The organism is Flavobacterium sp., from assembly GCF_049590715.1.
Taxonomy (GTDB): Bacteria; Bacteroidota; Bacteroidia; order Flavobacteriales; family Flavobacteriaceae; genus Flavobacterium.
This window is the reverse complement of sequence record NZ_JBAWDL010000010.1, coordinates 1-14351: the sequence shown is the minus strand read 5'-3', so window position 1 is coordinate 14351 and position 14351 is coordinate 1. Positions and strand designations below refer to the sequence as shown.

Genomic DNA, 14351 nt, shown 5'->3' with positions numbered 1-14351 from the left:
CACCCTTGTGAATCAGTAGTTTGAAAATCACCAAAAGTGGGTATTGTAAGAATTGTCATTAACCTATACTTTTAGCAGAATAACCCATAAGCTAAAGGTGAATGAAGTCAATACCATTAATTATATTTATAATAGTAGTAAGTCATTCTATTACTTTTAGTCAAAGTATTTTTAAAAACGAAATAACGGATACTAATTCAAGTCTAACAAATCCATATACAAATGGTCAAATCATTGACCCAAATATTAGTGTATCTGGCGTAGGAAGAGGGCCGGGATTAAATGGGAATACAGGTATTAATAGATACAATGCAAGAGATTGGAGTACGAGCACATTGGATGTAAATGACTATTTTGAATTCATCATAACACCCAAACCAGGTTTTGCTATTGATTTCATAAACCTTACTTATAAAGCGCAAATATCATTGATCGCTGGGCCTATTTATTTTACTTTTAGATCAAGTGTAGATGCTTTTACTGCTGATATTGCGACACCAATAATCCTAAATGCTGGTTTCGAAACTTCACCTCCTTCTATTAGCCTATCAAGTTTAGCCTTTCAAAACATTAATTCAGCTATCCATTTTAGATTATATGCTTGGGGAGGGAGTCTTACAACAGGAACCTTAAGCATTAACGAATTTGCGTTTAATGGAGTCGTAAAATGTAATTTACCTATTCCAATAATTGCAAATATTACGCATCCCAATTGTACAAACCCCAATGCCACTATTGAATTACTTAACTTACCCATTAATGAAACTTGGGATTTGTATCAAAATGATGTTTTAATTCAATCAGGAGGAAGTGGTGGTACGACAACAATTACAGGACTTCATTCAGGTGATTACCATTATAAAGTAGGTAATCCATATTGTAAATCAGAATCTTCAATAATTGTAAATATCATTGAAAACAGCACAACATGGAATGGAACGGCATGGTCCAACGGTGATACTAGTAGCGACAAAATTATCATTTTTGATGGTAATTACGAGTCGACAATTTCTATTGAAGCTTGTAGTTGTAAAATAAAATCGGGTACTGTCCGTTTTCTACCCAATCACAACTTAAAATTAACAAATGAAATAAATGTAATTGGAGGTTCAATAACTTTTGAAAATAATGCTAGCTTGATTCAACTTAATGACAATGCGATAAATGCTGGCAACATTAATTATCAAAGACAGACTACCCCAATTAGCAATTTAGATTACACTTATTGGTCATCACCTGTTACAGAATTCACAATAGGAGCTGTTTCTCCATATACACTTTCGGGAAAATGGTATTCTTTCAACACTTCATCAAACAATTGGAAACAAGAAACTAGTGCCTCAATCATGATTACAGGAAAGGGGTATAGTATCAGAGGACCAGAAAGCAATAAATTCCCCAACTATCCTAGTACTTATTTGGCTAACTTTATTGGAGTACCAAATAATGGAACCGTAAAGATCCCAATCCATGAGGTAGAAATTTCAAATCTGATTGGCAATCCCTATCCTTGTGCTATAAATGCTGATCGTTTCATAACCGAAAATAGTAGCGTTATTGATGGCACCCTTTATTTTTGGACACACAATACGGCTATTCAAAAAGCAACAAATATTACGAATGGAACCGCAGGAACAGGAACATATGCCTACACTTCGGATGATTATGCCTCTTATAATTTAACGGGAGGTGTTGCAGCTGTACAAACCCCAATGATTTCTGGGGGACTAAATACTAATATCCCAACAGGGGAAATTGCGGCGTGTCAAGGTTTTTTTGTAACATCCAACAAAACAGGAACAGTGTCATTTAAGAATAGTATGAAATTAGATTCAGGTGGTATAGTAATAAATAATTCTCAGTTTTATAAACCTAGCAAGTTTTCTAAAACAACAACAAAGAACCTTCTAGAAAAAAATAGGGTTTGGCTGAATCTTACTAATGACAAGGGCATTTTTAAACAGATATTAGTTGGGTATATTACTGGAGCAACAAATGGATGGGATTCTAATTATGATGGTCAAAACTTTAATAAAAATCAATTTGTTAATTTTTATAGCATCAATAACAACATTAATTTAAGTATACAAGGAAGAAGACTTCCATTTGTTGAAACAGATGAAGTTCCTTTGGGATATAGCACTACAATAATCAGTGATTTTTTAATTAGTATCGACACAATTGATGGGGTGTTAAAAAACCAAAAGATTTATCTTGAAGATAAAGATTTAGACATAATTCATGACTTGAGTTTAAAGCCATATGCATTTAGTTCAAATAAAGGAATTTTCGATCACCGATTTGTATTACTCTTCAGTAATAAAAAAGAGCAAAAGTTGAAAATCACAACACAATCTATGAATAAAAAGGATGATTTATTCGTATTCCTTGAAAATAAAAATATAACGGTGAATGCAGTAGATAAATTAATTGATAAGATTATCATCCACAGCTTTTTAGGAAAAAAAATATATCAAAAAGAAAATGTAAATAGGAAAGCTTATGTTATTAGTGACATAAAATTAAGTCAAGGGATTTTATTAGTTACTACAATTCTAAAAGATCAAACAATGACAACTCGAAAAATAATATACTAGTAATTTATTGTCTTAAAAAAAGTATTAAATAAGTTAAAATCTTAATTGATTTAATAAAAAACTAACAACACTTTTTTCTATTTTCTAAATAAAAAATCATCTTATTTTGTAGTATTTTATCATCATCAAAATGTTAAATAGTGTTTTTTATCGAGTATATTAGCTTTTAATTGAGTTATTGCATAAATTAAGTAAAGAATTAATTCACCAATATACTAAGTGAATAGTCTAATGTTTTATCTACAACCATATAGATTATGAATAAAAACTACTTATCCTTCAAATTATTAAAAACCATAAAACCTAAATATATAGGGTTTATTCTTCTTGCTTTTGCAAATATTGCCCATGCGCAAACTACATTGTCTAGTTCAGGAACTTTTGAAGTACCTGCTGGAATCACTTCACTATCGGTTGAAACTTGGGGTGCTGGTGGGGGCGCAGGAGGCTCTAGTAGTCTTCTAGCTGCTGGTGGCGGTGGTGGCGGTGGTGCTTATAAAAAACAAAACATTACAATAACTCCCAATAAAAACAATGTATTTATTCCTTACACCGTTGGTAATGGAGGAGCAGGAGGGACAACCGCTAATATAGATGGTGCTGACGGAGGTACAACCACATTTCAAACTGTTTCAGCTAATGGTGGAAAAGGAGGAAAAGGGGGTACAAGTTTAATTTCCTATGGAAATGGTGGATTAGGAGGAAATGGTGGCGATTATTCAGGAGGAAATGGTGCGAATGCTTATCTCGTACAGTCAGGCTTTCCTATAACATTAATCAAAATAAATTCTGGTGGCGGTGGCGGTGGAAGTGCAGGAAGTAGTTCTAATGGAAATTCTACACTAACTAAAAACGGAGCAACAGCGGTGTCTAATGGCGGAAGTGGAGCAGATGGAGGCTCTTTATCAATTCTTGTCCCAATACTATCCACTGGAGAAGACGGTCAATCAGCAAGTACCACTGGTGGTGGTGGTGGTGGTGGTGTGGGTGTTATCGTTGTTCCAGCCCGTTCTAGATATGGAGGTAACGGAGGAAATGGTAAAATAAATCTGACATATAACTGCCCTACCTACAGTATTACTGATATTAGTGCCACTACGGCCTGTGTAGCGCTAGGAACTGCTACAATAAATTTACAATCCACTGCTGCTGGACTACCAATAGGAACATACACCGTGACTTATCATACAAATGAACTCCCTCTCACCAATTATGATGTAACTATGATTGTCGAAAACGCAGGAAGTGGCAGTATAACAATTCCTAACTTAACAACTGTAGGAACAAGTACAATATCAATAACTAAATTGAAATCTGGAGGTGGAGTAGGAGAATGTAGTACAAACATTAGTAGTGTATCTGTAGATGTTATCGTAAAATCGTTCCCCGATATACCAGGAAGTATTAGTGGTTATACAAATCAATGCAGTGGTAATACTTTACAAAACTACAGTGTTACTCCAGTTGCCAATGCAACTAGTTATAATTGGACTGTAGATACAGCGTCAGGGTGGGTTATAACAGCAGGACAAGGAACTAGCAATATATCTGTTACGGTAGGAACAAGTAATGCTAACATAGGAGTAGTGGCTGCTAATGAATGTGGAAACTCAAGTATAAGAAATTTAATGATTGATTTAAGCGTGCCTGCTCTAATTGCTTCAGCTACTTTGCAACCTAATTGTACTAATAACATGGGTACCATTGTAGTAAGTTCCCCTTCTGCAACAGGAAATATTGGCTATAGTATCGATGGAATAGATTATAGTAATACTACAGGCATTTTTACATTAGTTCCTATTGGGGATTATAATATTACTGCGAAATATCCTTCGGGCTGTATTACGTCTGCTACCCTTATAACAATAGCTTCAACAGTAGTTACTAGAACATGGAATGGCTCATGGGATGGTGTTGGAGGTTTAACAATGAACCAAAAAATCATCTTTGATTCTAATTATAATTTTGCAGAAGCTATGGATGAAGATACAGATATTGAAGTATGTTCATGTGTCATCAATTCGGGAGTACATGTCACTATTAAAAATGGTCACCAAATGAAAATACAAAATGAATTGATCGTTGACGAAGGCGGATCGCTTACTTTTGAAAACAATGCCAGTTTGGTTCAAATAAATGATGATGCAATCAATAGTGGAAAAATAACGTATACTAGAACAACAACTGCTATATTAAACACAGACTATGTTTATTGGTCAGCACCAGTAAGTGGATTTACTTTAGGAGAAATACAATCAGGAACTATATATTCTTCATTCAATGCTGTAACAAACAAATGGGTAGCAAAATCCTCAAGTTCAATTATGTTAGAGGGAATTGGGTACATCGTAAGAGGATCAGGTAAAGGACTTGATCCTGGATCTGCTTTTACGAAAACTGTTGCATTCAAAGGACAGCCTAACAATGGGGTAATCAGTACTCCTATTATAGGAGGTGACGCTTCAAATCTTATTGGAAACCCATATCCTTCAGCCATAGATGCCAATACTTTTTTAATTGAAAATGCTGATGTTTTAACAGGAACACTCTATTTTTGGACTCATAATACAGCAATACAATTGGCCGACAATATTCTAAATGGAACAGCTGGATCTGGAAAATTTGCCTATACATCTGATGACTATGCTACTTATAATTTAACAGGAGGTGTTGGTACAGGCCCTGCAATTGCGGCTGGACAAGGCTTTATGGCAACTGGAAAAGCATCTGGAAACGCCATATTCAAAAATAGTATGCGATTAGACTATCAACATGCACCATTAGATAATAGCCAGTTTTTAAAACCTAAAATAACTTCAAAACCAAATAAAATTACAAATAAGAGTCGTATTTGGCTAAACTTAACCAATGCTCAAGGTGCATTTAAACAAATGTTAGTTGGTTATATTACAGGAGCAACCAATGAATACGACGAAGCCTATGATGGTGAAAATTTCAATGAGAATAAATACATCAATTTTTACAGCATAAACAACAATACCCAATTAACAATACAAGGAAGAGCCTTACCCTTTAATGAAAAAGATGAAGTTCCTTTAGGATATAGCTCCTCAACCGTAGGTCAATTTTCAATTAGTATAGATAGTACTGATGGAGTACTAACGAATCAACAAATATATCTTAAGGATAAAGAGTTAAGCACTATTCATAATTTAAAAACGAGTCCGTATGTTTTTTCTACAGATAAAGGAACTTTTGATAATCGTTTTGCATTAGTTTATCAAACCAAGGAAGAAATAATGCTGAATGTTTTTTCTCCATCAAAAGAAGAGAACCTAGTGATATCTGTTAAAGACAAAAATATAACCTTAAACTCTGCTGAAAAAACAATTGCAAAAGTCATTTTACATACCATTTCTGGAAAGAAAATCTATCAAAAGGAACAGATAAATACTAAAGAATATGTTATTAGTAATGTGAATACAAGTTCGAAAATATTATTAATAACAACCGAATTTGATGACAAAACCAAAACAAACCAAAAAGTGATATATTAAGAAATAAAAAAACCCATTCGGGATACGAATGGGTTTTTTATTATTTTCCTTTTTGAGAGGCTTCTAAATTTCTTTCGATTTCATGACCTGGTCTGGACCATTTTGGTTTTTCACCTAATGGAGCAAACTGAGAATCAGCGGCCTCTACTGTTTGTGGTTGTGATACTTTAACAAAAGGCTTTTGTGGATTCAATCCCAACATTTCAAACATTTTCATGTCTTCGTCAACATCTGGATTTGGAGTGGTCAGTAATTTATCACCTGCAAAAATAGAATTGGCACCAGCAAAGAAACACATAGCTTGTCCTTCTCTACTCATATTCATTCTACCTGCTGATAAACGAACTTGAGTTTCTGGCATAATAATACGTGTAGTAGCAACCATACGAATCATCTCCCAGATTTCAACTGGTTTCTCTTCTTCCATTGGCGTTCCTTCAACAGCAACCAATGCATTAATAGGTACTGATTCTGGTTGTGGATTTAATGTAGAAAGAGCAACAAGCATTCCTGCTCTATCTTCAATACTTTCACCCATACCAATAATTCCACCGCTACAAACAGTTACATTGGTCTTACGAACATTTTCTATCGTTTGAATACGGTCTTCAAAACCACGAGTAGAAATTACTTCTTTGTAATATTCTTCGGATGTGTCCAAGTTATGATTGTAAGCATATAAACCCGCTTCAGCCAAACGATGTGCTTGATTTTCGGTAATCATACCTAAGGTACAACAAACCTCCATATCTAATTTATTGATCGTCCGTACCATCTCTAACACTTGATCAAACTCTGGACCGTCTTTTACATTTCTCCATGCAGCTCCCATACATACACGTGAAGATCCTCCAGATTTAGCACGTAAAGCTTGAGCTTTTACTTGGCTAACTGTCATTAAGTCGTTACCCTCAATATCCGTATGATAACGTGCTGCTTGAGGACAATATCCACAATCTTCAGGACAACCACCTGTCTTTATAGACAACAATGTCGAAACTTGTACAACATTAGGATCATGATGTTCTCTATGAATTGAGGCTGCTTCGTAAAGCAAATCCATCATAGGTTTATTATATATAGCAATAATTTCGTCTTTTGTCCAATTGTGTTTTGTAATACTCATCGATGCAATTTTTTAATGCCTCAAAAGTAGTCAAATTGTTCTAATGAAGCAATCTAAAACATCGAAAAGGAAAACCCGATAAATAGCAAGAAAAATCCAGCTAATCTGTTGTGAGATCATTGTTCTAAAACCACATTAATAACATCGTAACAATAACAGACGAAGCAATCCCTTCAAAAAACAGACATATAAAATAGAATTCAATAGAAAGATTCTCGTCAAATATAACAAGGTTTTAGATAAAGACTGAACATAAGTATGTCCTCCTTTAAAATAACAATAAATCAGCAAAACCCAAAACATTCATTAGAAAAAAATGTCAATTCCTTCAAAAACAAGAATACCGTTTGTAATTTCTTTTTATACTTTCATTAGTTCTACATTTTTATTAATTTGATCAAAGAATAAAAAAAATGTTCTAATAAAAATTTCATTTTAAGAAGCCTTAAATCAGTCTTTAATTATGTTACAAATTTTGATGTTTATCTGAAACATAACGGCTGTCCCAACGCAACATTAAAATAAAAGTGACCATTACTGCAGAAACAAATCCTTCAAAAAGTAAAGAAATAGAATAGGTCATTATAGAAGGATTTCCTCCAAATAATAATGTTTTAGAAAGTGTTTGTACATAAGCATCTCCTCCTTGCATATAACTATAGGCTATAAGTCCTATTATGCTTAAAAAAACACCAATAAGTGAAGTGAAAAGTGCTGAAACTGTATTTTCAGAAAGAACCAATTTTCCCTCAGCAAAATTAGATTTCAACGTTCGGTCTGCGCCAAAGAACACAAATAAAATATTGAAAAAACGTAAATAATACAAATTAGCTAAGCCTGAAAATTCCATCAATAAAAAAAAGAGTCCAATTCCGATAAAAATCAGAAAACCATTAAAAAATTCTTTTGATATTTTCATCTATTTAAATTTAAAAGTTAAGCATTACTTCTCTGATAAACAGAGAAATACCTATCAAATTTAAGAAAAAAAGAACAAATAGAACTAGAATTATGATTTCTTTATAGCAACTTTTAAAAAGTAGTAGGCAACACCACAACTGTGGAATCAGCCACTAGTGAATCTTTTACTTTTAACTTTAAAAAGCTTCTTGCTCTGCCTGAAATAGAAAAAGGAACGGATTGTCCTATAGTGTCTTCGGCTGTCAAAAGCCCTCTCCTGAGCATTAATTTCTGAAAAAAACGTTCTTGGTTTACCGCATATCCTTTCAATTTTCCTTCATCATCAAACTGATACATGAACTTGCTTGGACTTGGAATGATTCGGGCTAAATACAAACATTCATTTAATGTTAAGTCACTAGGTTTTTTTTGGAAATAAAAGGCAGATGCTTCACCAATACCATAAACATTTGGTCCCCATTCGATAATATTAAAGTAGACTTCAAGCATACGCGTTTTAGTTGCGATACGATTGTTCTCGAGTAAATAAACCAATAGAATTTCTTCTAATTTTCGAGATAGTGTTTTTTCACGAGTAAGGAAAACATTTTTGATCAATTGCATGCTTATTGTACTAGCCCCTCTTGAAAATTTCTTGGTTCGAATGTTTTTTAGAATCGATTGTTTGAAGGCCTCATTAATAAAACCACGATGATTAAAAAAAGAGGGATCCTCAGAGGTCAAAACACTTTTCTGTAAAAAAGGCGAAATTTGATCTAAAGTAACATAATTAGGATTTGCAATACCTACCAAAATAGGACGTTGAAGTACGTCCTTAATAATAGCACGATAAGTAAATTCACTATTAAGCTTATTCAAATTAGCCTCACCGTATTTTGTTATTCTTAAATTTTCTTTCTTCAAATTGCTATCAAAGACTAGCTGGTTCGGTTTGTTTTTATTGAATTTAAAATTCAATTGGTATTCAAAATTCCCCATCGCTTCCATCCCTTGAAAATGAGTAAATAATCCATCGGGTAAAGAAGTAATAAAATCCTGAGCTTTCATTTTTGGAATAGCCACTTTTAACTTATATATCGTATCTTCTTCTGTCTCGTAAGCTATATAAGGATGAAGTTTAATTTTGTTTAATTGAATAGTCGAACTACTATCAACAGATATAAAATCAGAACCTAAAAGAAATCTGTAGTCAAAACGAGCATTCTTGATGACAACATCTTGGCGTGCTATTTTAGGATGATTTATTTTTAAATTAGTGATGGAAGCAAATCCATCCAAGTAAAATTCACCACTACTTTTCTCAATGCTGTCTACATTGAGACGAATAGAATCAAAGCTAGAAATCAAGTTATGACGCTCATCAAAATAAGGTAGTTTTATAGCTCCAGAATCAATATTAAAAAAGCGGATGTCAGCTTTTTTATGTCGAGGATCAGCCATCCCTTTAATTTTCCATCGTTGAGAAAAAGTATTCGTCTGAACATCAATGGCTGTTTCAAGTTGTTTATTAACAAGTACAAGTTTTTTAATATCAATACTAGCTTTTTTTCCATTATCATCGAGTTTGAAAACAAGATTTTCAACATTCATGTCCGTAGGAATCAAATTCAGTACCTTCGTAATGATTCGATATGCAAAGGATGCATAATTTCGTTTGTCGTTGTCATTAGTTCCAGTATTGTCTTTTTTGATAAAAGCGGTAAAATTTTTTACTTTCCCTTTTTGAGTTAGCTGTACATATCCTTTATTTATCATCAAAGTTCCTAATTGTACTTCACCTAAAAACAATCGCCAAAAATTAACACTTGTTTTAATTTTTTGAATATTAAACAGCGTATCTGCATTTTTAGGAGCAAGAACAATTCCTGATAATTCGACTCCCGACATCCCCTCAAAACTGGCTTTTCTTACAGTAAAATTACAATTGTATTCCGTTGCTGCTTTTACTGTTGCCTTTGAAAGTAATTGCTCTAAAAGAATGTTTCTAAAAAAATAAAAACAGATAAAAAGCAACAGGATCAGCATTGCAATTATTTTAGAACAAAGAATTATTTTTTGTTTTCGGGTTCTCATAAATAAGGAATAATTAAGCTATCCAAATAACATACTAGCAACATCTTCAATTTTTGCTACGAGTTGAATTTTGATTCCAGAATTTTTTAAGGTTATTTTATTGTATTTCGAAACGAAAATAGTCGAAAAACCTAATTTTTCAGCTTCTTGAATACGTTGGTCAACTCGGTTTACAGGACGGATTTCCCCTGATAAACCTACTTCCCCTGCAAAACAAAAATCTTTATTTACAGGAATATCTTCATTCGAGGATAAAATGGCAGCAACTACAGCCAAGTCGATGGCAGGATCATCAACGGAAATTCCTCCAGTGACATTTAGGAAAACATCTTTGGCGCCAAGCCTAAAACCAGCTCTCTTTTCCAAAACTGCAAGTATCATATTCAATCTTTTTGCATTGTAGCCTGTAGTGCTTCGCTGTGGTGTGCCATAAACGGCCGTGCTTACAAGGGATTGTATCTCAATCATTAAGGGGCGCATTCCTTCGAGTGTGGTGGCAATGGCTGTTCCTGATAATTCTTCGTCTTTATGCGAAATTAATATTTCGGATGGATTGGAAACTTCACGCAATCCACTACCAAGCATTTCATAAATTCCGATTTCAGCAGTAGAACCAAAACGATTTTTTAAGGAACGTAAAATACGGTACACATGATTTCTATCCCCTTCAAATTGAAGCACGGTATCCACCATGTGTTCCAAAATTTTTGGACCTGCAATGTTTCCGTCTTTAGTGATATGACCAATTAGAATCACTGGAATATTCGATTCTTTGGCAAACTTAATTAACTCGGCAGTAGTTTCTCTAATTTGGGAAATACTTCCAGCCGTTGACTCAATATAATCCGTATGAAGGGTTTGAATGGAGTCAATAATGACGATTTCAGGTTCAATCGCTTCAATTTGTTTGAAAATGTTTTGCGTTTTCGTTTCTGTAAGAATATAGCAATTGTCACTTGAATCGGTAATGCGTTCTGCACGCATTTTGATTTGTTTTTGGCTTTCTTCCCCCGAAACATATAACGTTTTGTAAGGTAACTTTAATGAAATTTGCAACAGTAACGTACTTTTTCCAATACCTGGTTCTCCACCCAAAAGTGTCAAAGAACCAGGAACTAATCCTCCACCTAATACACGATTCAATTCTGAATCAGTGGTGTTCATTCGAACCTCTTGTGTTGAATCAATTTCTTTTATTTTTAAGGGTTTTGAAACTCTGTTAGGAGATACACTTTCCGACTTCCAAGCAACTTTTTCTTGTTTTTGAATAATCTCTTCGGCTATAGTGTTCCATTCTTTACAGGAATTACATTGACCTTGCCATTTTGCAAATTGTGCACCGCAGTTTTGACAAAAAAAAGTGGTTTTTATTTTAGACATTATTTTTTGGAGATTAAACTTTTCATTTCATCATATTTATCAAACATCATATTCTTTGTCAAATTACCTATTGCTTCTTTTTGTGAAGCTTGTTGGTATTTTAAAGCAGCTTTTTTAGGATTATCCATTTTTTCATACATCAAACCTAATTCATAATAAGACAGCATAGACTTAGGATAATTTGCACTTGCAATTTCTGAAAGCTTATCTAATTCTTCATAGTTTTTATTCTTTAAAATCGCAGCTTCAATGGCCTTAAAATCATTAAGGCGAACAGGTATTTTTAAGGCTAATTTATCTGAAATTATGCTGTATTTATTTATTAAATAATCCGTGTGTTTATTAGGAAGTACTACGATTTTTTCTGAAAACTCAGTAAGCGAAATAGGTTTGTAAGATTCGAATATATGATAAAGAGCTTTTGGTATTGCTTGCAATACAAAAGAATAATGAGTCGTATTCTCAAATACATCATATTTATAAAAAACGGATTCATTTGAAATTAACTTAATGTTATCATCTAATGTTTTTGTAACTTCTTTTATTTTATTTGTATCTCCATCAGCAATCGATTGATAATAAAATATGGGTTTTTTCAGTTCTGATAATCTAGTAGGGATTCTTTTTTCCATCTCAGGAGCTAAATCAGGACTAAGAGAGATATAAGCATTAAAAAGCGGATTGTCTTTATAAAGAAAAAAGTTTAAAAAACCAGCTGTTGTATCATATCCTGCAATCATCCTAAAAGGAATCGTACGGTATTTTTTTTCAATACTTGGTAATAAATCGGCACTAATAAAATCAAAAAACGCTGTTGCTTGCTTTGATGGTAGTCCATCAGTTGAGTCATAACCGCAATCAGTTATTCTTTCATTATTTTTATTTTGATTAATCCCAATGACGATAACCTCTGGGAAATCATCCCAGTAACTCCCATAATTAAGTGCTCCAGTAAAAGCATCAAATAAAAATTCTCCATCTAAAACAAGGAGTACGGGATATTTTTTGGTTGGATTTCTCTCGTAGGAAGCGGGTAAAGCGATAGTAATTTCTCTTGTTATCCCTAAACTATTAGATGCGAAATTTTCTGTAATTTTTTGTGAAAATACCGTAAATGGAATTATTAAAAATAAAATAATTTTTTTCATATTTTACTACTTTTTAAGCGATGAATAAATGGCTGTAATTGAGTAGCAATATAGTACTTATTTTATAAATTATAAAAATGCAGTTTTAAGCGAATAAAATTATTTCGCTAATAAACTAGCTTAGAATCTATTGAAAAACACAAAAAAGAGATGTAATCTGTTACTTTTTTATAATAAATTAGTCATCTAGGTTAACGAATTATCTTTTTCATTGGGAAAAATAATCCATGGCTTGAAGGTCTTTGCTTCTTCAAATTCTAAAGTAGCATAAGATATGATAATGATAATATCATCTTTTTGAACCTTTCTGGCTGCTGGACCATTCAACGTTATTTCGCCTGAATTTCTTTCACCTTTAATAGCGTAAGTTTCAAAACGTTCTCCGTTATTAATATTTACAATAGCTACTTTTTCTCCTTCAATAATATTTGAAGCTTCTAGTAGCGTTTCATCGATAGTAATACTGCCTATATAATTCAAATCGGCACCAGTTACTTTTACACGATGAATTTTCGATTTTAGTACTTGAATTTGCATGGTACAAAAGTAAATTATTTTAGTGAAATGGTATCAATCAATCGGATATTATTAACAAATACAGCTATAAATGCGCGATATTTTTTATTTACTGATTTTTCGATACATGGTAATAAAGTATCTTCTTCAGCGATTTGAAAATACTCTAATTCGAATGTTGGATGGTTTTTAAAAACATCATTCACCCATAGCGTTACTTCTTCAGCGCTTTTAGTTTGAAAAAGAGTTGAGGTATTGTTCAGGGTTTTGTATATGATTGAAGCAGTATTACGTTGCTCGGGAGTTAGGCGTTCATTTCTAGAACTCATTGCTAGACCATTTTTTTCGCGATAAATAGGGCAACCAATAATATTAACAGGGAGATGATTTTTTTGAGTCATTTTCTTAACTATTTGTAATTGTTGAAAATCTTTTTCACCAAAATAAGCATTGGTTGGTGTTACGATTTCGAACAAGCGTTTTACAATAGTTCCTACCCCATCAAAATGCCCCGGCCTGAATTTGCCCTCCATTTGATTCTCCAAACCATCAAAATTAAATGAGTCTGAGTTTACATTTCCTTCGTAAATATCATCAACAGAAGGTGCGTAAATAATAATATCTAGATTTAAATCGGCTATTTTTTTAGTGTCAGCTTCTAGTGTTCTAGGGTATTTTGATAAATCTTCTGGATTATTGAACTGTGTTGGATTAACAAAAATACTAACAACTGTTTTTTGATTGTCATTTAATGATTGTTGCATCAAAGAAAGATGACCTTGATGCAAGGCACCCATAGTGGGAACAAAGCCAATGGTGGTATTTCTATTTTCAATAGACTTTAAAAAAGTCATCAAAGCTGCTTTTCCGTAGAAAATGGGCATGGCTATTTTATTAAAATTAACTGCAAACATAATATTTTAGTTAATAACTGCATAAATTTTTGTAATTTTGCATGGTTTTTATTGCCAATAAATAAAGCAAATTACAATATGAAAGACAAGAGGATATTATATGTATCATCTGAAGTGGTGCCTTATCTTGCTGAAAATGAAGTTTCTTTGATGTCTTA

Annotated in this window: 9 protein-coding genes; 2 read left to right on the top strand and 7 right to left on the bottom strand. The window is 33.0% G+C overall.

The features are described from left to right. Window positions 1–101: 101 nt before the first annotated feature. The gene (locus WBQ70_RS00515) at window positions 102–2597 is read left to right on the top strand and encodes a hypothetical protein (RefSeq protein WP_423909066.1); all 2496 of its coding nucleotides are present in this window, start codon (window positions 102–104) and stop codon (window positions 2595–2597) included. A 257-nt stretch (window positions 2598–2854) separates the two neighbouring features. Further along, window positions 2855–6115, top strand: a complete 3261-nt coding sequence (locus WBQ70_RS00510; RefSeq protein WP_423909064.1) for a glycine-rich domain-containing protein — start codon at window positions 2855–2857, stop codon at window positions 6113–6115. Window positions 6116–6155: 40 nt separating this feature from the next. On the opposite strand, the gene bioB is transcribed toward WBQ70_RS00510, so the two are convergent. The 7 genes from bioB to panC all read right to left on the bottom strand — a co-directional run bounded on the left by bioB (window position 6156) and on the right by panC (window position 14193). Then, on the bottom strand, window positions 6156–7241 hold the full coding sequence (gene bioB, locus WBQ70_RS00505) for a biotin synthase BioB (protein ID WP_423909061.1): 1086 nt from the start codon (window positions 7239–7241) through the stop codon (window positions 6156–6158). 466 nt (window positions 7242–7707) lie between these two features. Continuing rightward, complete coding sequence (locus WBQ70_RS00500) at window positions 7708–8160, bottom strand: hypothetical protein (RefSeq protein ID WP_423909058.1); 453 nt, start codon at window positions 8158–8160, stop codon at window positions 7708–7710. A 113-nt stretch (window positions 8161–8273) separates the two neighbouring features. Continuing rightward, the gene (locus WBQ70_RS00495) at window positions 8274–10235 is read right to left on the bottom strand and encodes a transglycosylase domain-containing protein (RefSeq protein WP_423909055.1); all 1962 of its coding nucleotides are present in this window, start codon (window positions 10233–10235) and stop codon (window positions 8274–8276) included. Window positions 10236–10253: 18 nt separating this feature from the next. Next, window positions 10254–11615 (bottom strand): DNA repair protein RadA, encoded by a 1362-nt coding sequence (gene radA, locus WBQ70_RS00490; RefSeq protein ID WP_423909051.1) that lies wholly within the window; start codon window positions 11613–11615, stop codon window positions 10254–10256. Further along, a complete protein-coding gene (locus tag WBQ70_RS00485; protein ID WP_423909048.1) occupies window positions 11615–12763 on the bottom strand; it encodes an alpha/beta hydrolase in 1149 nt (382 codons plus the stop codon). The genes radA and WBQ70_RS00485 overlap by 1 nt, the downstream gene beginning before the upstream one ends. 186 nt (window positions 12764–12949) lie before the next feature. After that, window positions 12950–13300, bottom strand: a complete 351-nt coding sequence (gene panD, locus WBQ70_RS00480; RefSeq protein ID WP_423909046.1) for an aspartate 1-decarboxylase — start codon at window positions 13298–13300, stop codon at window positions 12950–12952. A 14-nt stretch (window positions 13301–13314) separates the two neighbouring features. Beyond that, window positions 13315–14193, bottom strand: coding sequence for a pantoate--beta-alanine ligase (gene panC, locus WBQ70_RS00475; protein ID WP_423909043.1), 879 nt, complete (start codon window positions 14191–14193; stop codon window positions 13315–13317). Window positions 14194–14351 lie beyond the last annotated feature (158 nt).